At 40.4% G+C, this 21,078-nt stretch carries 22 protein-coding genes; 17 read left to right on the forward strand and 5 right to left on the reverse strand.

Features of this window, described 5'->3' with window-relative positions:
- The first annotated feature begins 102 nt into the window (after window positions 1-102).
- The 10 genes from AB4140_RS10150 (at window position 103) to AB4140_RS10195 (ending at window position 7,770) form a co-directional block, all read left to right on the forward strand.
- The gene (locus AB4140_RS10150; protein WP_102437341.1) at window positions 103-375 is read left to right on the forward strand and encodes an HPr family phosphocarrier protein; all 273 of its coding nucleotides are present in this window, start codon (window positions 103-105) and stop codon (window positions 373-375) included.
- 25 nt (window positions 376-400) lie between these two features.
- Entirely contained in the window at window positions 401-2,095 is a 1,695-nt protein-coding gene (gene ptsP, locus AB4140_RS10155; protein WP_303413109.1) for a phosphoenolpyruvate--protein phosphotransferase, read from the forward strand.
- A 74-nt stretch (window positions 2,096-2,169) separates the two neighbouring features.
- On the forward strand, window positions 2,170-2,679 hold the full coding sequence (crr, locus tag AB4140_RS10160; RefSeq protein ID WP_102437337.1) for a PTS glucose transporter subunit IIA: 510 nt from the start codon (window positions 2,170-2,172) through the stop codon (window positions 2,677-2,679).
- Window positions 2,680-2,733: 54 nt separating this feature from the next.
- Window positions 2,734-3,084 carry an arsenate reductase gene (locus AB4140_RS10165; protein ID WP_102520235.1) on the forward strand — a complete coding sequence of 117 codons (351 nt, stop codon included), beginning with the start codon at window positions 2,734-2,736 and terminating at the stop codon, window positions 3,082-3,084.
- Window positions 3,084-4,214, forward strand: a complete 1,131-nt coding sequence (gene dapE / locus AB4140_RS10170; RefSeq protein WP_102437333.1) for a succinyl-diaminopimelate desuccinylase — start codon at window positions 3,084-3,086, stop codon at window positions 4,212-4,214. The genes AB4140_RS10165 and dapE overlap by 1 nt, the downstream gene beginning before the upstream one ends.
- Window positions 4,208-4,894 carry a M15 family metallopeptidase gene (locus tag AB4140_RS10175; protein ID WP_241904077.1) on the forward strand — a complete coding sequence of 229 codons (687 nt, stop codon included), beginning with the start codon at window positions 4,208-4,210 and terminating at the stop codon, window positions 4,892-4,894. Before dapE ends, AB4140_RS10175 begins: the two co-directional genes overlap by 7 nt.
- 99 nt (window positions 4,895-4,993) lie before the next feature.
- The gene (locus AB4140_RS10180; protein ID WP_102437331.1) at window positions 4,994-5,800 is read left to right on the forward strand and encodes an alpha/beta fold hydrolase; all 807 of its coding nucleotides are present in this window, start codon (window positions 4,994-4,996) and stop codon (window positions 5,798-5,800) included.
- A 190-nt stretch (window positions 5,801-5,990) separates the two neighbouring features.
- Window positions 5,991-6,605, forward strand: a complete 615-nt coding sequence (gene can / locus AB4140_RS10185; protein ID WP_102437329.1) for a carbonate dehydratase — start codon at window positions 5,991-5,993, stop codon at window positions 6,603-6,605.
- A 175-nt stretch (window positions 6,606-6,780) separates the two neighbouring features.
- A complete protein-coding gene (kdsB, locus tag AB4140_RS10190) occupies window positions 6,781-7,524 on the forward strand; it encodes a 3-deoxy-manno-octulosonate cytidylyltransferase (RefSeq protein ID WP_102437327.1) in 744 nt (247 codons plus the stop codon).
- Between the two features lie 39 nt (window positions 7,525-7,563).
- Complete coding sequence (locus AB4140_RS10195) at window positions 7,564-7,770, forward strand: DUF2897 family protein (RefSeq protein ID WP_102437325.1); 207 nt, start codon at window positions 7,564-7,566, stop codon at window positions 7,768-7,770.
- Window positions 7,771-8,005: 235 nt separating this feature from the next.
- Here the strand turns inward: AB4140_RS10195 and AB4140_RS10200 are convergent, their stop codons facing one another.
- Window positions 8,006-9,112: an AI-2E family transporter gene (locus tag AB4140_RS10200; RefSeq protein ID WP_372000842.1), complete on the reverse strand. Its 1,107-nt coding sequence runs from the start codon at window positions 9,110-9,112 to the stop codon at window positions 8,006-8,008.
- Between the two features lie 69 nt (window positions 9,113-9,181).
- Window positions 9,182-9,415: a sulfurtransferase TusA family protein gene (locus tag AB4140_RS10205; protein WP_102437321.1), complete on the reverse strand. Its 234-nt coding sequence runs from the start codon at window positions 9,413-9,415 to the stop codon at window positions 9,182-9,184.
- A 120-nt stretch (window positions 9,416-9,535) separates the two neighbouring features.
- Between AB4140_RS10205 and AB4140_RS10210 the strand changes: the two genes are divergently transcribed.
- The 4 genes from AB4140_RS10210 to AB4140_RS10225 all read left to right on the forward strand — a co-directional run bounded on the left by AB4140_RS10210 (window position 9,536) and on the right by AB4140_RS10225 (window position 14,026).
- On the forward strand, window positions 9,536-11,005 hold the full coding sequence (locus tag AB4140_RS10210) for a M48 family metalloprotease (protein ID WP_372000844.1): 1,470 nt from the start codon (window positions 9,536-9,538) through the stop codon (window positions 11,003-11,005).
- Window positions 11,006-11,101: 96 nt separating this feature from the next.
- Window positions 11,102-11,452 (forward strand): arsenate reductase (glutaredoxin), encoded by a 351-nt coding sequence (arsC, locus tag AB4140_RS10215; protein ID WP_102520231.1) that lies wholly within the window; start codon window positions 11,102-11,104, stop codon window positions 11,450-11,452.
- 8 nt (window positions 11,453-11,460) lie between these two features.
- The gene (locus AB4140_RS10220) at window positions 11,461-11,838 is read left to right on the forward strand and encodes a DUF2069 domain-containing protein (protein ID WP_102437317.1); all 378 of its coding nucleotides are present in this window, start codon (window positions 11,461-11,463) and stop codon (window positions 11,836-11,838) included.
- A gap of 238 nt (window positions 11,839-12,076) precedes the next feature.
- On the forward strand, window positions 12,077-14,026 hold the full coding sequence (locus AB4140_RS10225) for a hypothetical protein (RefSeq protein WP_372000846.1): 1,950 nt from the start codon (window positions 12,077-12,079) through the stop codon (window positions 14,024-14,026).
- Between the two features lie 122 nt (window positions 14,027-14,148).
- On the opposite strand, the gene hda is transcribed toward AB4140_RS10225, so the two are convergent.
- Window positions 14,149-14,859, reverse strand: a complete 711-nt coding sequence (hda, locus tag AB4140_RS10230) for a DnaA inactivator Hda (RefSeq protein WP_076537757.1) — start codon at window positions 14,857-14,859, stop codon at window positions 14,149-14,151.
- A 53-nt stretch (window positions 14,860-14,912) separates the two neighbouring features.
- Window positions 14,913-16,043, reverse strand: a complete 1,131-nt coding sequence (locus tag AB4140_RS10235) for a DUF2066 domain-containing protein (RefSeq protein ID WP_102437314.1) — start codon at window positions 16,041-16,043, stop codon at window positions 14,913-14,915.
- Between the two features lie 186 nt (window positions 16,044-16,229).
- Between AB4140_RS10235 and AB4140_RS10240 the strand changes: the two genes are divergently transcribed.
- The gene (locus AB4140_RS10240; protein ID WP_102437312.1) at window positions 16,230-17,456 is read left to right on the forward strand and encodes a uracil-xanthine permease family protein; all 1,227 of its coding nucleotides are present in this window, start codon (window positions 16,230-16,232) and stop codon (window positions 17,454-17,456) included.
- Between the two features lie 158 nt (window positions 17,457-17,614).
- On the opposite strand, the gene grxD is transcribed toward AB4140_RS10240, so the two are convergent.
- On the reverse strand, window positions 17,615-17,956 hold the full coding sequence (grxD, locus tag AB4140_RS10245; RefSeq protein ID WP_076537750.1) for a Grx4 family monothiol glutaredoxin: 342 nt from the start codon (window positions 17,954-17,956) through the stop codon (window positions 17,615-17,617).
- A gap of 233 nt (window positions 17,957-18,189) precedes the next feature.
- On the opposite strand from grxD, the gene sodB reads away from it, so the two are divergent.
- Together sodB and AB4140_RS10255 are read left to right on the forward strand one after the other, a co-directional pair.
- Window positions 18,190-18,774 (forward strand): superoxide dismutase [Fe], encoded by a 585-nt coding sequence (gene sodB / locus AB4140_RS10250; protein ID WP_102437310.1) that lies wholly within the window; start codon window positions 18,190-18,192, stop codon window positions 18,772-18,774.
- Between the two features lie 316 nt (window positions 18,775-19,090).
- Complete coding sequence (locus tag AB4140_RS10255; protein WP_102437308.1) at window positions 19,091-21,025, forward strand: PrkA family serine protein kinase; 1,935 nt, start codon at window positions 19,091-19,093, stop codon at window positions 21,023-21,025.
- Window positions 21,026-21,078: the final 53 nt, after the last annotated feature.

A 21,078-nucleotide genomic window follows, 5' to 3' on the forward strand; every position in this document is an offset into this window, starting at 1 on the left:
TTTTTTTTAATTTAAAGCCTAAAAAATACGTAAACCCGCTACTTACACTAGCGTGTTTGCGTTATTATCATTTGTATTATTAATGCTAAGAACGTAACTTCAATGTCCGATAGAATCTATTATGAAAAAACCGTTACCATTATCGCTCCCCATGGCATTCATACGCGACCTGCAGCTTTATTAGTAAAAGCGGCAAAAACCTTTGACTGTGATGTCATTGTCGAATGTAATGGTAAACAGGCCAGTGCCAAAAGTTTGTTTAAATTACAAACCTTAGGATTATATTTAGGTCAATCAGTTAAGGTCTTTGCCGTAGGTGATAAAGCAGAAGAAGCCGTTGAGACAGTGTCTGAATTACTCATCACCTTAAGTTAGTAGGATAAAATTTACAGGAAGTCATATGGCGGTATCAGGTATTGTAGTGTCACCAGGAATAGCATTTGGTAAAGCTATTCATATTAATCTGCACCACTCAAAGGTGGACTACAGATTATTGCCTGTCGCACAAATCCCACAAGAATGTGAAAAAGCCACCAAGGCGATTATCTTCCTAAGTCAATATTTAACTGATTGCCAGCAACACCTTGCCGTAGACAGCGAACACTTTAGCCTGATAGATGCTGACATCATGTTATTACAAGATGATGATTTGGCCTTAGAACTAAAAAAGTATATCACCCGCTTTCGTTTTTCAGCCGAAGTTTCCATTGAGCGGGTATTTGCTCAACATGCTGATGAACTGGCTCAGCTAGACGACCCTTATATGGCTAATCGCAGTAATGATGTTATTTGCTTAGGCAAAAGGTTGATGGCTGCCGTAAATGGTACCTTGCTGTGGGATGTTTCAAAGTTAACTGAAAATGCCATTTTGCTGGCTGAAGACCTCACCCCTGCTGAATTTGCCACTATTCCACTCAATAAAATTAAAGGCATAGTGCTCAAAACAGGTGGGCTTACCAGCCATACTGCTATTTTAGCCAAGGCGGCCGGTATTCCAGCACTGCTAAGTTGTCAGTTTGACAATTTCAATATAAATGATGGTAGCCCACTTATTTTAGATGGCATTAGTGGTGAATTACACATTAATCCCACTGAATCAATTACCCAGCAACTTCAGCTTAAATCAGCACAAGAAACTCAACGACGCCAAGCACTAAAACAGTATGTGGACCAAGACAGTATCACCCAAGATGGCCATCCTGTGTGCTTACTCGCTAATGTCAGTAGTTTAAATGATGTTAGCCAAATACAAGATGCGGGCGCAGCGGGGATCGGTTTATTCCGCACAGAGTTTTTACTCATGCAAGTGGATAGAGTACCTGATGAAAAACAACAGTTTCATTTATACTGCGATGCGCTGCACAGCTTAAATGGAAAGGTGCTGACCATACGTACCTTCGATATTGGTGCAGATAAAGAAATCCCCTGCCTAAGTCAAGATTATGAAGACAATCCGGCACTGGGCGTACGGGGGATCCGCTACAGTTTGCAACATAAATCGCTATTTAGTACTCAAATTAAAGCAGTGTTACGGGCCGCTAATCATGGCCGAGTTCGGCTATTATTTCCTATGGTCAATCAAATAGAAGAATTAGAGCAAGCATTTGAAATCATAGACTGGTGTAAGCAGCAATTAATTGAAGAGGAAAAAGGCTTTGGTGAGATTAATATCGGCATCATGGTTGAAACACCTGCTGCAATATTAAATTTACCCCACCTATTGCCTAAGTTAGACTTTATCAGTATTGGTAGTAATGATTTAACCCAATACACCCTTGCTGCAGATCGAGGTAACCCTGAGCTGGTTAAGGATTATCCCCCCGTATCACCTGCAATGATCAAATTTATCAAAATGGCGGTGGATGAGTGTAAAGCGCATCAAACCAAAGTCTGCTTATGCGGAGAATTGGCCAGCGAACCCAAACTCATTAGCCTACTGGTGGGTTTAGGCATTGATGAGTTAAGCGTTAACAGTGCCAGTTTATTGGATGTAAAAGCCACTATTTGTAACGGCAATTACGCCCAGTTTACTCAACAAGCTGAGCAAGCATTAACCTTAAGTCATATTAACCAGCTCAACGAATTGTTAAATTAATAACAGCGATAGCGATGTGTTATCGTTAACTATTTTAAACATCGAAATAATCATAATAAAAGAGGCTGCATGTAATGGGATTTTTAAGCCGTATACGCAGATTAATATCAGGGCAACCGACCTTAACTGGTGGGATCAAAGTCTACGCGCCAATTTCTGGCGAGCTAGTTGATATCGAGAAAGTACCGGATGTAGTTTTTGCCGAAAAAATTGTCGGCGATGGTCTTGCAATTAACCCAACAGGAAAATTCATCCTAGCGCCGATTGACGGCACCATAGGTAAAATTTTTGAAACAAACCACGCATTCAGTATTGAGTCACACCAAGGACTCGAGCTATTTGTGCATTTTGGAGTCGGCACGGTCGAATTGCGCGGTAATGGCTTTAAACGACTCGCAGAAGAAGGCCAACAAGTTAAAGTTGGCGAACCCATTTTAGAATTTGATTTAGACTATCTAACCGATCAAGTTGAAAGCCTGTTAACCCCTGTAGTGCTCGCTAACATGGAAGATGTGCAATATTTAGATAAAGCCCAAGGCGCAGTAATTGCTGGGAAAGACGTAATATTTACCGTTGAATTATAACGTTAGCAGCAACATAATGACTATCACACCACCATACTGGGAAATCAAACAAAAATGAGTAGTAGTGTTATTTTCGGAATAAAGAATTGCGATACCGTACGTAAAGCCCGTAAGTGGTTAGAAGCAGAAAACCAACCTTTTAGCTTTCACGATTTTAGAGAACAAGGTATCGATGCCAAAACCATTACTCAGTGGACTGAATTAACCGACTGGGAATTATTATTCAATAAACGTAGCACCAGTTTTCGCGCCTTAACTGATGCCCAAAAAGACGGCATAGATAAACAAAAGGCCATCAGCTTGATGGTTGAACACCCAACCTTGATTAAGCGTCCCGTCCTTATTCAAAATAATAAGATCCTTATTGGCTTTAAAGCTTCCGATTATCAAGCGTGGTTTAACTAATGACTCAAGACGTATTAGCATTAACCAAAGAGTTAATCTCACGCCCTTCTGTGACTCCATTAGATGAAGGTTGTCAAACCTTAATGGCTGAGCGCCTTGAAGCTGCTGGGTTTAACATTGAACCTATGGTATTTGAAGACACCACAAATATGTGGGCAAGACGGGGCACCGAAGCGCCTGTTTTTTGTTTTGCTGGTCACACTGATGTGGTGCCCGCGGGCGATTTAAATAAATGGCACACCCCGCCTTTTGAACCTACGGTTATAGATGACTATATTCATGGCCGCGGCGCCGCAGATATGAAAGGTTCACTGGCAGCGATGACTATTGCTACCGAACGTTTTGTGGCTAAGCATCCCGATCATAAAGGCTCTATTGCATTTTTAATCACCAGTGACGAAGAAGGCCCATTTATCAATGGCACCACTCGCGTTATTGATACCCTTGAAGCTCGCAATGAAAAAATCACCTGGTCATTGGTTGGCGAGCCTTCATCGACCCATAAGTTAGGTGATATTGTAAAAAATGGCCGTCGAGGCAGCTTAACCGGTAATCTTACCGTTCATGGCATTCAAGGCCATGTTGCCTACCCGCACCTTGCAGATAACCCAATCCATAAAGCCTCACCCGCATTAGCTGAGCTTGCGCAAATGCATTGGGATAATGGCAATGAGTTCTTTCCACCAACCAGCTTTCAAATAGCCAATATTAATGGTGGTACGGGTGCGTCCAATGTCATTCCAGGTGAACTAGAGGTGATGTTTAACTTCAGGTATTCAACAGAAGTCACTGCTGAGGAACTAATTAAACGCGTGCTCAACATCTTAGATGCCCATGGATTAAATTATGAAATTGACTGGGTGTTTAACGGCCTGCCTTTTCTAACCGGCGGCGGACCCTTGCTTGAAGCCACTAAAGCCGCGATTTTAGAAGTCACTGGTTATGAAACCGATCCTCAAACAACAGGTGGCACCTCTGATGGACGCTTTATTGCACCAACAGGCGCACAGGTTATCGAGTTAGGTCCGGTAAATGCGACCATTCATAAGGTCAATGAATGCGTGAAAGTCTCAGATTTAGAAGTCTTAGCCCTATGCTATGAGTCTATATTGGAAAAGCTTTTGTGCTAAATGTTGATATCAGCAATCCAGCCCTTTATGGGCTGGACGAATCACAACTTGTCACTGTACAAGGGCATTTACTGACTCAAAAAACCGCTGACGCATTTGGCCAAATGCAGCAACACGCAGTCCTTGATGGTATTGCCATTGAGCTTTGTTCGGCTCACCGCAATTTTGCTAAACAAGCCGCAATTTGGAACGCGAAAGCCCAAGGGAAACGGATTCTTTTAGACCTCAACAACCAAGTATTGGATTGTCAAAACCTCACTGACGATCAACTTGTTGATACGATTTTAAATTGGTCTGCCCTACCCGGCGCATCACGCCATCACTGGGGGACTGACATTGATGTCTATGATGGCAATAACATAAATCGGCAACAACTAAAATTAATTAGTGACGAATACTTGATTGATGGCCCTTGCGGCGCCCTTTCAGTATGGTTGCAACATCATGCTCAACAATATGGGTTTTATTTACCTTATCAAGCCGGGCGCAGCGGCGTGAGTCCAGAACCTTGGCATTTAAGCTATTTTCCTGAATCTAGCCTTTATTTAGCCCAATACGATCGCAAAAGCCTCAAACAACTGTTGTCTAATTCTAATATCTCATTAAAATCAGCGCTGATAAATCGACTCGATGAATTAGTTGACCGCTATGTGTATTTTATTGCAGATGCGCCGAAGTGATTTTAAGCCGGTTAAATCAGTATCAAACACTAGATCTGATGAATTTATCATAGTATCCGCAGATTATTTTTATATTGTTAACCTTTATTGAGACCATTCATGCCTAATCAAAGCCAGACCTTTGCTATTAATGAACAACCGCTACATTTTATTGATCAAGGCCAAGGTCCTGTCATCTTGTTTATCCACGGCTTCCTCAGTGATTGTCAACAATGGCAGCCGCAAATAGAATTATTTAGCCTATCTCATCGCTGTATTGCGGTTGATTTATGGGCTCACGGTCAATCAGGTGCACTACCTAGTGGCACCACATCTTTGGTCACTGTCGCTCAGCATTGCTTATCCTTATTAGCCCATTTAAATATTGATCAGTGTATGGTTATTGGTAATGGTTGCGGCGGCGCTATTGCAGCAGAAATGGTCTTAGCCCAACCGAAAACGATTTCAAAATTGGTCCTAGCCAACAGTTTTATTGGCTTTGAACCACAGGTTAATAGTGCCAAATACCAATTATGGATTGATGAGCTTTGCGCAGCTAAACAGTGCAGTGAAGCACTCGCCGATACGATAAGCAGCCAGTTTTTTGCTGCAACCGATGATTCTCAAACATTAATGGCTAACTTTAACCAACAGCTAATGGGGTTATCAGCTCAACGCATTGAACAACTTGCCTTGTTTGCGCCGTTAGTATTTTACAAACGTGACAGCTTAGAATTAGCAGAGCAATTCACCCTGCCATGTTTAATCCTCGTTGGCTCACAAAATAAACTGCGAACGCCGCTAGAAGCCTATTTAATGCAAGACTGTATTAGCGCCAGTAAACAGCTGCAGATCAGTAACGCTGGTCACATGTGTAATCAAGAACAGGCAGACGAATTCAACCAGCTTTTACACGCTTTTTTATAAAGCCTAAAACAACTAATGTTACTGCTAATAAGCTGCACGACTTGATTAAAAGTTATAATAATTACGCATTTTCATCACCTTATATAGATTAAACAGTACATTGCAATATACTGATATAATAATAAAAATTTATAGTGCAACCAGTACTCCTGTTTGTCCGAGTAAACTTAAAAACGGTTATAAAGCATAAATGAAATTATTAAAGCCTCTTTTTGACAATAATCGCCGCTGGGCTGAACGCATTAGTAAGGAAGATCCTGAATTTTTTGCCCAGCTTGCCCAACAGCAAAATCCTGAATATTTATGGATCGGTTGCTCTGATAGCCGCGTACCTTCAAATCAAATTATCGACTTGATGCCTGGCGAAGTATTTGTGCACCGTAATATTGCTAATATGGTGATCCATACCGACCTTAATTGCTTATCTGTCATTCAATACGCTGTGGAAGTGCTCAAAGTAAAACATATTATGGTTGTGGGGCATTATGGCTGTGGCGGTGTAAAAGCGGCTATGAGCAAAGAGCGTTTAGGCTTGATTGATAACTGGTTAGGTCATATTCGTGATATTTACCGCATACACAACAAAAACCTAGAACAACTTAGCCCACAACAACGTTTTGACCGCTTGTGCGAGCTAAACGTTATGGAACAAGTTGCCAATGTTACCAGCACAACGATTGTTCAAGATGCATGGGACAGAGGCCAAGAAATTGCCATTCACGGCTGGATATATGGCATTAATAACGGACTACTTACAGATTTAGATGTCACGGTAAATAGTGAGCATGCCAATAATGCGCTGTAAAAATGTTGATATGGCCAACGAACCATCTCTGCAGATCAGATAATCTTTACAGAGATTAAACTAAATAGGTAACAACCAAATGCTGACTAAGCTAATTGGTTGTATATAATAAAGCATAAGTTACATTCGGGCTCAGTAGCCCCTTTGTTTAGCGTTTCAGATAAGTAGGATATTGATGAAAGTTACTCTTTTAATCCCAGCAAGATATGGCTCAAGTCGTTTTCCAGGTAAACCACTGGCACACATTAACGGCAAACCAATGATACAGCATGTGTGTGAACGTGCGGCACTCGCTAAAGGGTTAGATAATATCTACGTTGCTACTGATGATGTTCGCATAAAAGACACGGTTGAGTCTTTTGGTGGTCAAGTAGTCATGACCAGCTCTGATGCGGCTTCTGGTACTGATCGCATCAATGAGGCCATTGATATACTTGGATTGGACGACAGTGATTTAGTGATTAATGTACAAGGGGATCAACCGTTAATTGACCCTATTTCAATTGAACAAATGATCAGCTTATTTGAACGCCACCCAGGCGAATTCGAAATGGCGACATTAGGTTATAAAATTGATAAAGACAAAGATATTGATGACCCTATGCAAGTAAAAGTGGTTTTTGATAACGAGTTTAATGCCCTGTACTTTTCACGTTCTCGTATTCCTTTTTGCCGTGATAATGACAGTGAGGATTACGCGGTATACAAGCATATCGGCATTTATGCTTACACCAGTAAATTTGTTAAAGCGTTTGCTAAATTGCCCCTCGGTCGCTTAGAGAACCTTGAAAAACTTGAACAGTTACGAGCCCTTGAATATGGCCATAAGATAAAAATCGCCATCAGCGCTTTCAACTCACCAGAAGTTGATACCCCTGAAGATATCCGTAAATGTGAACAACGCTTAGCTGTTGATTAATCAGCAACTTAATGGTCAAAACACCAGTTAAGGATTATCATGAACGATTTAGAAGTTTGGCTTATTATCATTTTAGTCGTCGGTATTATTGCCAGTAATTTAGCGGTATTAAAATATAGCGCTAAGTTTAAAATGCCGCAGTTTGGTGAGCCAAAAACTAAAACTGATAAAGCTGCAGAAGACGAATCAGTAAAAGATCTTAATACCGACCAAGCGCCAACGGATAAGGGTGATAACGACAAGTAACTCAAGTAATTCAAGTAACTACCGGCTTAAATACCTTATGATGCATCAGGTATGACTCATAGGCTTCAGCCCTGGTAAATTAGCCTGACTTGATCGAAAAAAATAAAAAAGCGAATGACACTGTTTATATGCAGTAGTCATTCGCTTTTTGTAGTTTTCTCTAAATTTATACAAACTATGCCAGTTGAATTAGAGCAGTAGCTTGGCTCAGTTTTAACAGGTTTTGAGTGTCTATTTAGGATTTTGAAACAGATGAAGTCTCTTTATCTAAAGCTAAACTGTTGTTTTGATTACTACTGTTAGGCCAAGCATTAATCACCGCTTTTACCAGTGACGCTAATGGAATTGCAAAGAATACCCCCCACACGCCCCATAAGCCGCCAAAAACCAACACCGCGGCAATAATCATCACTGGGTGTAAATCCACTGCATCAGAAAATAATATTGGCACCAACACATTACCATCAAGGGCTTGGATTATCCCGTAGCCAATCATCACATAACCAAATTCAGGGCTTACGCCCCACTGAACAAAGGCTACTAACGCTATGGGTAATGTCACCAGGGTCGCGCCAACATAGGGGATCAATACGGATAAACCCGTTAGCACCCCTAACAATGCTGAGTAACGCAGTCCCATAATGGCAAAAAATACGTAGCTCACAGTACCAATGATGACAATCTCAATCACTTTTCCGCGAATGTAATTAAAAATTTGTTGGTCCATTTCAAACCAAACTTTACGAGCTAAATCACGATTATTCGGAAAAAAACGTTTACTGCTTTTCAGTAACTGATCTTTATCTTTTAAGAAGAAAAACACCAATAACGGCACTAGAATCACGTATACCATCAATACCAGTAGCGAGGCAGAGTAACCTAAAAGTTGTTTGCCTATATCAAATAAATGCTGGGTATCAACTAACTTTTTAAGCTCTATTACCATGGCATCAATTTGTTCAATGCTGACATATTGTGGGTAATCAACCGTTAATGCCTTAAGTGACTGCATCCCGGTATCGATCATTATCGGTAAGTCCGTAGCTAAGGCAACTCCTTGACGCCATAAGCTAGGGATAAGCCCAAATGCGACTAATACCATAAGGCCGACAAATAACACTAAGATCAGTGAGGCGCCGACTGTGCGATTAATACCAAATTTCGCTATTTGCGCCACAGGCCATTCAAGTAAAAAAGCTAAAATGAGTGCTACAAACAATGGCGCAAGTAAGCCACCAGCAAAATAAATTAATAGCCCAATCCCCACTAATATAAATAATAATGTAATTGCATGTGGATCACTAAAGCGCGCTTTATACCAATCACCTAAAAATGAAAGCATTTTGTTCCTTAAACAGTGTCACAGAAGACTGAGTCATATTAAGAGTTAACTAATCTTAAGTCAGCCTAATTATTCAGTTAAATTGTTACCTTTCGTAACCATAAAAGACAGAGAGTTAGGGCTTTCATCAGTTATTTTGAGCTGATAACCCATTTTTTTTAAAAACTGCGGAACATCTCGACGTGAACCAGAGTCAGAGATACTGAAAGATAGCGATTCACCGAGCTTGAGCTTCTTCAATGCCAACTTGATTTGTACCAAAGGATACGGGCATTGATATGCAGTTAAATCAATTAATTTCATTATAAATTTGCTTAAAAAATTCTCTAGCCATTATCCTAGCAAGGATAGTAAAGTACAAGTAATTCGCTTTAGCTTAAATTGCTTACCACCCTATTTAAATAATTATAATAAAGGTTACATTTGCGCAAATTATCGTTTACCCAATTCTCAAAAAGTGTTGTAACAACTGCAGTTGCCTTAATGCTAACCGCTGGTGTGGCAAAAAGCTTTGCCAGTAACAATCTTCCCGATCTTGGTACTGCCGCAGTCAATACCTTTAGTTTAGAAAAAGAAATGGTATATGGCGATGCCTATATGCGGGTCATTCGTTCATCAGCACCTATTGTTAGTGATCCTGTGCTGAATCAATATATGTCAGAACTTGGCAATAAACTGGTTGCCCACGCCACTGGAGTAAAAACACCCTTTTACTTTTTCTTATTAAAAAATGATGAAATTAACGCCTTTGCTTTTTTCGGGGGCCATGTAGGCGTACATACAGGCTTATTTCTTAATGCCGACACAGAAAGCGAATTAGCCTCTGTACTTGCCCATGAAATTACTCACGTAACGCAACGTCACTTAGCCCGTTCGTTAGAAGCACAAGAAAAAAGTTCTACTGCTACTATTGTGGGGATGTTAGGGGCGATTTTATTAACCATTGCTGCGCCACAAGCAGGTATGGCAGCGTTAGCTACAACCCAAGCGTTATCTACACAATCACGCATTAACTACACACGTTTACATGAAAGAGAAGCTGATAGAATTGGCATGCAAACGCTCGCAGCTGCGGGGTTTGACCCCAATGGCGCCGCCGATTTTTTCTCTAAGCTTGCTATACGCTATCGCTTTACTACTACGCCACCGCAAATGCTACTGACTCACCCATTACCTGAGTCACGTATTACCGATGCCCGTAACCGCGCAACCCAGTTTCCTCATCGATATATCCCTGATCAGTTAAACTACCAACTTGCTAAAGCGCGTATTCAAGTGCGCTTTTCAAGTTACAGTGAACAAGCAGCATTATCTATGTTTGAGCAGCAACTAAAAAAAGAAAACTATAGCTTTAAAAGTGCTGCACTTTATGGGAAAGCATTGGCTCTATTTAGAGCGAAACGCTTTACTGAAGCAGAAGATATTATCGATGACTTGTTAGCAAATAAGCCAAACAATCTGTTTTATATTGATACTAAAACTGATTTGTTAGTTCAAAAGAAAGATTTTGACGGCGCCATTGAGATGTTATTGCATCACAATAAGCTTAAACCTATGTCGCAAGTAATTTCAGCTAACCTTGCCAACGTGTATGTGGAAGCTGAACAACCCGAAAAAGCCATTCCGCTATTAGAAGATCTTATATTTCTAGATAAGCAAAATATATTGCCTTATCAAATTTTAACTCAGGCCTATCGCAAAATGGGTAATAAGGCACTTGAATATTATACTAATGCTGAAGTCATGGCCTTAGCGGCCAATTATGATGGCGCGATTGATCAACTTAACTATGCCTATCGCCACTCAGAAGGCCAATCGTTACAAGTTGCCAGAATTGAGGCGAGGATCCGCCAATTTAGACAAGCTAAACGTGAGCTTGACGCTCTCAAATAATTACCGCTAAGCAATGGTGAGTTAAGTTATCAGATAGCTAACCATTGCTTAGATTTTTTGTTAATATGCCCCAAAATATAAAAAAGAAGCAATCTAATGACAACTGTTACCCTTTATCATAACCCTCGCTGTTCAAAAAGCCGCCAAACCCTTGCGTTACTAGAAGCACAAAATGTTCAAATAAACATTGTTGAATATTTAAAAAACGTTCCTTCTAGCGACGAAATTAGCGCTATTTTAGCCATGTTAGCAATCAGTCCAAGAGAGCTAATGCGCACTAAAGAAACCGAATACAAAGAACAAAACCTTGCGGATGTTAATTTAACCGATGAGCAATTAATCAACGCCATGATTAACACCCCTAAATTAATTGAGCGCCCTATTGCTATTGCAAACGGCAAAGCTGCAGTAGGTCGACCACCTGAAAATGTGTTAGCCATTTTGTGAGAATAACCATGACAACACATACCTTATTTCAACTATGCCGTGTGGGCTATGTCTCATTATTAATGTTGCTTACTGGCTGGTTTATCCAGCAAGGCATGACAGGTGAATATTCATTAGCCTTTAATTTGTTATGGATAGCCCCTTTGTTACTGCCCATTAAAGGGATATTAACAGGTAAGCCATACACTTATGCCTGGGCAAGTTTCATTTTATGCTTATACCTTTTACATGGACTAACCCTGCTGTATGTCACAGAAGATGCATTATATTTTGCGCTTATTGAATCTGTACTTATTAGCGCACTGTTAGTCGCTTTTCCTTTTTATGCCCGCCTACGTGGTAGAGAACTAGGCTTAGGTTTAAAGAAAAAGTCCAAAGACCAATAATATAAGCTTGCTACTTATAAACGAAATTATTTAAGCGCCTTTGGGCGCTTTTTTTGTTGTAAAAGTAACCGACAATTATTTCACCATAATCAAGCGCTAAAGTAAGTGAACACGTAACCGCAAGGTAAGCAAAAGGTTAACAAATAGTTTCACCATTCTTTTTGCAAGCAAGACTCCATGCTATATTGATTTTTGATAACATTTTTAGATTAAAATGCAAAAGCAACGGAGATTGTGTATGAAAAATAACATGGCTATTACAGCTATACTCGCCTCAGTGACTTTTCTGTCAGCCTGTGGCGGTAGCTCTGACTCATCTTCGCCAGGAGACCCTGAAACCACATTGCCCATCAATGTCTGCGAAACCAGCTCCGGTTTAACAACCGTTAATAATGGCACAGAATTGAATTTTAATGTTGAACAGCAATATTACGTCAATCAATCCGCCAGTATTACTGTTGGGGTCAGTAACCAAAACAGCAACGACTACCAGTTTAACTGGCAACAAACTGCAGGACCTGCATTAGATATCAGCTCAGAAAACAGCCCAGTGCTGGCATTTTATATTCCTGAAGCTGCAGACTATAGCTTCACTGTCGAGGCAACCAGTGGCCAAATTTCTTACAGCGACAAAATTTCCATCAGTGCTGCGCAAATGTCGCAACAGTTAAATGTCTATAGCGATCATCAAGTTGTTGCAGGTAATGATGTCAGCCTGCGCCTTGGTCAGATCAACAACCAAGTGCCATCTAACATACAATGGTGTTATTTTTCAGACCAACAAATTAGCCTTGATTTAACCAATGCAGAAAGGCCACTATTTACCGCACCAGATAATATTGCAGAAGATACCTTTGTTGGCCTTAAAGTGACCGCAGACTTTGCCGGTGAAACCTTAACCGATGAAGTCTTTGTATTAGTGACGAAACAAAACGCCATCACCTCGCCCTACTTTGATAGCCCCATCGCTAAAACCTATGCTTATAACAGTGCATCACCTTATGCAATTAACGCGCAGCGGTGTGTTTACTCTAATCAATTAAACCAAACTTGCCAGCTAAATGACTTACCGTTAATTGGCCAACAACTAGACTCAGAAACCATTGCAGATGTCATGGATAGAGTGGTTGTTTCCCATGACTGGATGGGCCGAAACTTTGAGCAATTTTTAACTCAATCGGATCCTAACAGTGATTTTATCAAGTTATTACAATCAGTAAGCGCAGTTGTCATTAGCTATGATATTAGACCATCATTTTACTGGTGGGCTACGGGCGCTATTTACCTCGACCCTGAGTATTTATGGTTAAGCCCGACGGAAAGAGACACCATCAATGAAGCACCTGATTATCGTAGTGACTTTGGTAACGATTTAAAATTTATTATGCCGTGGCGTTATGTGAAAAATAATGACTATGTATCTATTAGTTATGATCGGGCAATCCGTCAATCGCGCACTATTGCAGATCTTACACCGCGCTTAGCCAGTTTGATGTATCACGAATTAGCTCACGCTAATGACTTTTTCCCGCGTTCGACCCATAGCCAGTTACAAGGCCCGACTTTAATTGATGACTTCTATCGTAGAGCAAATAGCAATTCACTGGTATCTGATCAATTGCAGAATATTGAGCCATTAACCAGCGCTGAAATGTATGGTTTAGCCGCCGTCAGCTTTTTAGGTGAAACCGCTGACGCAACTCAAAAAGCCTATGTACCTAGTGATGTCACTAGCTTCTTTTTGACCGATTATGCTAATGATTTTTATAACTACTCGTCGACTCGTGAAGACGCCGCAATGTTGTTTGAAGAAGCCTTTATGAGTCATCGTTATCAAATTCAAAGGGATGTGGCAGTCACAGATACCGATAACTTAATCGTAGATTGGGGGCAGCGAGGCCGCATTGGCGCAGACGAACTCTCAACCCGAGCTGCATTTGTTATTAATCAAATGATGCCTGAAGTAGATGGTGAATCGTTATTAAATGGCTTACCTGCGCCAATAAACATGATTGCCGGCCAAGATTGGTTTGATAATGTCGATATATCACCCAGCCTGTCAAGAAACATGTCTAGAGCCAGCACAATGTCAAACATCAGTTCAGACGCTAACGCTGTGACATCAGATAATAGGCCTGCAATACAAGTGGGTCGTGAGCACAGAGATATGCCTATACCCTCGCGTTAACCAAATCAGAAATTAACCAATTTTTTGTGACTACCAATAAAAAACCACCTTAATCGGTGGTTTTTTATTTTAGATTGTAAGCTTTCATAAAAGCGTAAAACTCAATTATAAAAAATTGTCACTTACAATCGCAGCATTTCTTTAATGAAAGGAATCGTCAATTTACGTTGATGTACCATAGAAGCTTTATCTAGCTTATCAAGCACATCGAATAAGGTACGTAAGTCTCGAGCCATGCGAGTTAACAGAAAGCGCCCCACCTCATCAGAAAGCTGCAAACCACGCATCGCTGCACGCCGCTGTAATGCCACTAACTTTTCTTCGTCTGCCATGGGTTGTAATTGATATATCAAGCCCCACTGCATCCGTGAAATTAAATCAGGTAATGCAAAACCAGCTTCAGTTGGTGATGAGGTGCCACTTACAATCAAGCGACAATCTTGCTGCTCTTCAATACGATTGTATAAATGGAACAGCGCCTCTTCCCATATTGGGTGTCCTGCAATGGCATCAATATCATCGATACAAATTAGTTGTAACGACTCAATACCTTCAAATAGCTCAGGAGAAATACTGGCATGAATGCCAAGTGGGATATATAAAGTACGGCGCTCTAAATCGTTCGCGTGCGCACAAGCTGCGTGCATTAAGTGAGTACGGCCAGACTTTACCGGACCATATAAATACAAACTAGAAGCAAGGCTGCCTTCAGCGGCAGCCTGTAGCTTTTGGATTAACTCATCGTTACCTACTGCAGGGTAATAACTCTGAAATGTTTCATCATCAGGTAAATAAACTGGTAACGATAATTGTTTTGGTGAGTTTTGGGTCACTCAAAAATTCTCTAATAATTAATACAAGCGACAGTTAGTATAACACACTCAATCTAATGCCATTGATAGATTAATGACACTGTTGTTTCAGAATCTAGATTAGGATCAACATTATTGATACTGTTTTCTTGCCCAGCGTTTAAATTGGGTGGAACCACTGTGTTAACAGTATCAATTTGCGTCAGTCTTTTATTAATACTCAGTAATTTTTCTAAATCGCTGGCATCACCAAATAACGATAAGTTGTAAGTAACGGTATCAGCTTTAAACTGGCTTAAACTCACCGACTTAATCGCACTTAATTGGGTTAAGTAAGCTTCAATGTCAACTAATTGCGCCATAGTTTGAACCCCTACTAAGGTTAACTTAGTTTGGGCGCTGTTTCCTGAGTCAGCGAAGGCATATTGGCTAACAAAATATCCCGCTAACCTTGATAAGATTTCATCTGTTGCTTGCTCGTAATCCGCGACTTCTGCTTGGTGGTTAATTAAAGGCTGCATAACACCGCTAGCATTGCCTTTATCAAATAAAGCTACATTAAAGCGCACAAAACCGCCCACTTGATCAATATCGGCCATGGCAAAATAGTCCGCTTGGTAGCGTTTTGATGCATTGGCAACCACATCGGCAAACATGCCTCGTACATCAGAGACATTAACTTGCATCACATCGTCTAAATCCATCACAGGTAACAGGATTGGAATGCCTTTATTATTGGCATCTAAATCGATTTGCGTTCTAATATCAGATTCAGCTGCATCCGCTAAAATAGCTCTATCGCCAGCATTTTCGATAGACATCCATAACAAAGTTGATGGGCGTTGGCGGCCCCACACTGGTAATTCTGCTTCACGAAGGACCGAAATAATACGTTTATGATCAAAGTTTGCCTTTAACACTAACTCATCATCCACTTGGCTGTAGCCGTATTGAGTCAGTAAGGATTCAGGCTTGTTAATATGACTTTTAATCAATGGGTGTTCAAGCACTGAAGTTAAGCCCGAATTCTTTATAAATACAGTGGATAGCGCTTGTTTTAAGGCAACTTGTCGTTCATTTGTGGCTCGAGAAGTTACCACAACATCAGCTTCATCGAGTAAAGCGATTTCAGCAGCAATAACAGCAAAGCTGTTTAGGGCAAACACACAACCAATAACAATGAACTGAATTAAAAGTTTTAACATGGCAAAGTAAACGCAATCTAAGAAAAGTGTTCGAAGTGTAGCATATTAATTTTACTTCTAAAATTACATTACAGTGCTGTAATTTGCAGCAAAAGGCTGTTAAAGATGATCTAAAATACAGACATTATTAGCAATTTCACTTATCTTAAATTCGAAACTCTCATTTATAATAAACATAGGATTTATATGAAACGCTTGTTCATACCCTTACAGGGCGCACAAATGCTGTTTGTTGCATTTGGTGCCTTAGTATTAATGCCATTGTTAAGTGGGCTTGATACAAGTGTCGCCCTATTCACTGCCGGATTTGGCACATTGTTATTTCAAATCATCACTAAGCGCCAAGTGCCTATTTTTTTAGCCTCATCATTCGCGTTTATAGCGCCAATTATGTATGGGGTACAAACATGGGGCATTCCCGCCACAATGGGTGGACTCATGGTGGCAGGTTTCGTTTATGTGCTGTTAGGTTTGATGGTCAAGGTCAAAGGGAGTGGCTTTATTCATAAGCTTTTACCTCCGGTTGTTGTTGGGCCTGTCATTATCATTATCGGTTTGGGCCTTGCGCCTATGGCCGTTAACATGGCGCTGGGTAAAACAGGTGACGGTAGTAGCGTTATTGTTGAACAAGAAATTGCACTATTTATCGCGCTAATGTCATTAGCGACCACTGTGTTAATTGCCGTTTTTGCCAAAGGTGTGCTTAAGCTAATGCCGATCCTTGCCGGTATTTTGGTGGGTTACGGCTTTAGCTTGGCGTTCGGTATTGTTGATTTTAGTCCAGTTGCGCAGGCAAGTTGGCTTTCTGTTCCCAAATTTGTTGCCCCTGAATTTCACTGGCAAGCGATACTGTTTATGATCCCCGTAGCCATAGCGCCAGCCGTTGAGCATATTGGCGACTTATTAGCGATTTCAAATGTGACAGGTAAGGATTACTTTAAAAAGCCTGGGCTACACCGTACGTTAACGGGTGATGGCGTGGCCACCATTGCGGCCTCAGCACTAGGCGGACCACCAAACACTACCTACAGTGAAGTCACTGGCGCAGTAACACTGACAAAAAACTTTGACCCGCGAATAATGACTTGGACTGCTATCACGGCGATCACGTTAGCGTTTATTGGTAAATTAGGCGCATTGATGCAAACAATTCCGTTACCCGTTATGGGCGGCATTATGTGTTTATTATTTGGCTCCATCGCCGCAGTTGGCTTAAATACCTTAATTAGAAATCAGGTAGATTTAAATGAGCCACGTAATCTCAGCATTGTTGGGGTGACTTTAGTGTTCGGTATTGGGGGAATGGCTTTTGGTATTGGTGAGTTTAGCCTGACAGGCATTAGCCTATGTGGCTTAGTGGCGATTGTAATGAATTTAGTCTTACCTATGCCAAAAGAGCCTCAAGCCGATTAAGTTTTAATTCCATATTACTATTGTAGGCAACAAATTATAGGCAACAAAAAACCCTTAATTTAAGCAAATTAAGGGTTTTTACTTTAAAAGTTCATCTATTTTGCGTTTAAGCTTTGAAAAATTCGAAGCTAACGCTTACAGGCGCAACAAAAAATGACTTATTCAGCGTCTTCTTCAGTGCGGAACTTATCAGCTGTTGCGGTGATCATTGGCTGTAACTCACCTTTTTGGTACATCTCAGTGATGATATCGCAACCACCGATAAGCTCACCTTCAATCCACAACTGTGGGAATGTCGGCCAATTAGCGAATTTTGGTAATTCAGCACGGATATCTGGATGCTGTAAAATGTCTACGAAAGCAAACTGCTCACCACAGTTGATCATCACTTGCGCGACTTGAGATGAAAAACCACAGCTTGGTAATTTTGGAGAGCCTTTCATATAAACAATGATAGGGTTTTCACTAATTTGCTGCTTAATTTTGTCTACTGTTTCCATTTTTATTCCTAAGTGCTACTTAATAATCTAAGGCTATTGTACGCCAGCTTTCATCATAACAAAATCCCACAGTTTGTAGGGTTTTGTTAGAAAATGATTTTTTCGATTGACTGTATCGACATATTTCATCAAACAATGATTCACATCACAAAAATTTTAAGTACAATGTCAGGGTGAGCATGTCATACCAAAAGGTATATAAAACGATAACCTAAGTCCATGGAGAGATACTAATGGCTTTCGAATTACCAGCATTACCATATGCTAAGAACGCACTTGTACCACATATTTCTGAAGAAACTATCGAATTCCATTACGGTAAGCATCACAACACTTATGTTGTTAAGCTTAATGGTCTTGTTGCAGGTACTGAATTTGAAAACAAAACCTTAGAAGAAGTTGTAAAAACTTCAACTGGTGGCGTATTCAACAATGCAGCTCAGATTTGGAACCACACTTTTTACTGGAACTGTCTAGCGCCTAATGCTGGCGGTGCTCCAACGGGTGCTATCGCTGAAGCAATTAATGCAGCTTTCGGCTCATTTGAAGAATTCAAAGCGAAATTTACTGATTCTGCAGTAAACAACTTTGGTAGTGCTTGGACTTGGTTAGTTAAAAATGCTGACGGTTCTGTGGCTATTGTTAACACAAGCAATGCTGCGACTCCTTTAACTGACGAGTCAGTAACACCATTGATGACTGTTGATGTTTGGGAACACGCTTATTACATCGATTACCGTAACGTTCGCCCTAACTACCTAGCTGCTTTCTGGGAATTAGTTAACTGGGAATTCGTTAACGCAAACTTCGCTGGCTAAATGCTAACAAGTTTACAATGAGATGAATAAAAGGAGCTAATTAGCTCCTTTTTTATTGGTTCATGTTTAGTGTTTCTGTTTTATCGTTACTGCTCAAACCGACCAACTACATTTGCAACAGTTGCATTTGCAACGTTTTATCTTTGTTTTTATTAGAATTTTTTACAATTCCCTATTCGCTAATCTCAAATCCCTGACCTAGACTTTATCTAACGGCCATTAAAAAGCACTACTATTTTGTTTAAATTAAAATCGGCTTAACACCATAAATGCGCTGTCACTCAAGTACTTTCACCTTAGTTTAAAGGGGTTTCTTATGGGCATATTCGAACATTACCAACAACGTTATGAGCAAAAACTAGACGAAGAATACTCACTGCAGCAGTTTCTTGAAATCTGTAAGGAAGACAGAAGTGCTTATGTGTCGGCGGCCGAACGGATGTTAATGGCCATCGGTGAATCTAAAACCATCGATACTTCAAAAGATCCTAAACTCAGTAGAATTTTTTCAAATAGATTAATTTCTTACTATCCAAGCTTTACTGATTTTTATGGCATGGAAGAGTCCATTGAACAAATTGTCTCTTACCTTAAACATTCTGCCCAAGGTCTAGAGGAATCAAAACAAATCCTCTATCTGTTAGGACCAGTAGGTGGTGGTAAATCATCATTAGCAGAAAAACTCAAAGCCTTAATGCAAAAGGTGCCTATTTACATCTTAAGTGCCAATGGCGTTCGCAGCCCCGTTAACGATCACCCTTTATGCTTATTTGATCCCGATGAAGATGCTGAGCTGCTAACTAACGAGTATGCGATTCCACCACGTTATATTAAAACCATCATGTCACCATGGGCAGTAAAACGTTTACATGAATTTGGTGGGGACATTACTAAATTTAAAGTAGTTAAGGTTTACCCTTCGATCTTAGATCAAACCGCTATCGCTAAAACCGAACCCGGTGATGAGAATAACCAAGATATTTCAGCATTGGTGGGTAAAGTTGATATTCGTCAGTTAGAGCATTTTTCACAAGATGACGCTGACGCTTATGCCTACTCGGGCGCATTATGCCGTGCGAACCAAGGGGTGATGGAGTTTGTGGAAATGTTTAAGGCTCCAATTAAGGTGTTGCATCCACTGCTTACAGCCACACAAGAAGGTAATTACAACGGTACAGAGGGCTTATCTGCCTTGCCATATAACGGTATGATTTTAGCTCACTCCAATGAGTCTGAGTGGACCACTTTTAGAAATAATAAAAACAATGAGGCATTTTTAGACCGAGTTTACATCGTAAAAGTGCCCTACTGTTTACGGGTCTCTGAAGAGATGGAAATTTATCAAAAATTACTGTCAAACTCAGAACTATCCAAAGCGCCTTGTGCCCCTGGCACCCTAGAAACTTTAGCTCAGTTCAGTATTCTGTCACGCTTAAAAGTACCTGAGAACTCCTCTATTTACTCAAAAATGCGCGTCTACAATGGTGAAACGTTAAAAGATACTGACCCTAAAGCCAAGTCGTACCAAGAGTATCGTGATTATGCCGGTGTCGATGAAGGAATGCAGGGGTTATCAACTCGTTTTGCATTCAAGATATTATCTAGAGTGTTTAACTTTGACGATACTGAAATTGCTGCAAACCCAGTACATCTATTTTATGTACTTGAAAAGCAAATCGAACAGGAACAATTCCCTGCAGAGTTAAGTGAAAAGTACCTCGAGTTTTTAAAAGGTTATCTCATTCCTAAGTATGTTGAATTTATCGGTAAAGAAATCCAAACCGCATACTTAGAGTCTTATTCAGAATATGGTCAGAACATCTTTGATAGATACGTCACTTATGCAGACTTTTGGATTCAAGATCAGGAGTTTAGAGATCCAGAAACTGGCCAATTATTTGACCGCTCAGCGCTAAATGCTGAATTAGAAAAAATCGAAAAACCAGCTGGTATCAGTAACCCTAAGGATTTTCGTAATGAGATCGTCAACTTTGTATTACGTGCTAGAGCCAATAATGACGGTAATAATCCACTGTGGACCAGTTACGAAAAGCTCAGAGTGGTGATTGAGAAAAAAATGTTCTCCAATACCGAAGATTTATTACCGGTTATTTCTTTTAACGCGAAAACCTCAGCAGATGATCAACGTAAACACGATGACTTTATCAATCGCATGATGGAAAAAGGCTATACCCAAAAACAAGTCAGATTACTTTCAGAGTGGTACTTGAGGGTACGTAAATCGTCATAAGTATTGCTAACTTTGCCCTTACCTTTATGCGCTAAAAACCGTTAAGGGCAAAG

It is taken from the genome of Shewanella sp. 10N.286.51.B2, from assembly GCF_041469265.1.
Taxonomy (GTDB): domain Bacteria; phylum Pseudomonadota; class Gammaproteobacteria; order Enterobacterales; family Shewanellaceae; genus Shewanella.

Coding starts and splice junctions, on each gene's coding strand:
- AB4140_RS10195 (WP_102437325.1), top strand. CDS start 7,564: ATGAACGATTTAGAAGTTTGGCTTATTATCATTTTAGTCGTCGGTATT.
- AB4140_RS10240 (WP_102437312.1), top strand. CDS start 16,230: ATGAAACGCTTGTTCATACCCTTACAGGGCGCACAAATGCTGTTTGTT.
- sodB (WP_102437310.1), top strand. CDS start 18,190: ATGGCTTTCGAATTACCAGCATTACCATATGCTAAGAACGCACTTGTA.
- AB4140_RS10150 (WP_102437341.1), top strand. CDS start 103: ATGTCCGATAGAATCTATTATGAAAAAACCGTTACCATTATCGCTCCC.
- AB4140_RS10180 (WP_102437331.1), top strand. CDS start 4,994: ATGCCTAATCAAAGCCAGACCTTTGCTATTAATGAACAACCGCTACAT.
- AB4140_RS10235 (WP_102437314.1), bottom strand. CDS start 16,043: ATGTTAAAACTTTTAATTCAGTTCATTGTTATTGGTTGTGTGTTTGCC.
- arsC (WP_102520231.1), top strand. CDS start 11,102: ATGACAACTGTTACCCTTTATCATAACCCTCGCTGTTCAAAAAGCCGC.
- kdsB (WP_102437327.1), top strand. CDS start 6,781: ATGAAAGTTACTCTTTTAATCCCAGCAAGATATGGCTCAAGTCGTTTT.
- AB4140_RS10165 (WP_102520235.1), top strand. CDS start 2,734: ATGAGTAGTAGTGTTATTTTCGGAATAAAGAATTGCGATACCGTACGT.
- AB4140_RS10225 (WP_372000846.1), top strand. CDS start 12,077: ATGAAAAATAACATGGCTATTACAGCTATACTCGCCTCAGTGACTTTT.
- can (WP_102437329.1), top strand. CDS start 5,991: ATGAAATTATTAAAGCCTCTTTTTGACAATAATCGCCGCTGGGCTGAA.
- ptsP (WP_303413109.1), top strand. CDS start 401: ATGGCGGTATCAGGTATTGTAGTGTCACCAGGAATAGCATTTGGTAAA.
- AB4140_RS10255 (WP_102437308.1), top strand. CDS start 19,091: ATGGGCATATTCGAACATTACCAACAACGTTATGAGCAAAAACTAGAC.
- AB4140_RS10200 (WP_372000842.1), bottom strand. CDS start 9,112: ATGCTTTCATTTTTAGGTGATTGGTATAAAGCGCGCTTTAGTGATCCA.
- AB4140_RS10205 (WP_102437321.1), bottom strand. CDS start 9,415: ATGAAATTAATTGATTTAACTGCATATCAATGCCCGTATCCTTTGGTA.
- grxD (WP_076537750.1), bottom strand. CDS start 17,956: ATGGAAACAGTAGACAAAATTAAGCAGCAAATTAGTGAAAACCCTATC.
- crr (WP_102437337.1), top strand. CDS start 2,170: ATGGGATTTTTAAGCCGTATACGCAGATTAATATCAGGGCAACCGACC.
- AB4140_RS10220 (WP_102437317.1), top strand. CDS start 11,461: ATGACAACACATACCTTATTTCAACTATGCCGTGTGGGCTATGTCTCA.
- dapE (WP_102437333.1), top strand. CDS start 3,084: ATGACTCAAGACGTATTAGCATTAACCAAAGAGTTAATCTCACGCCCT.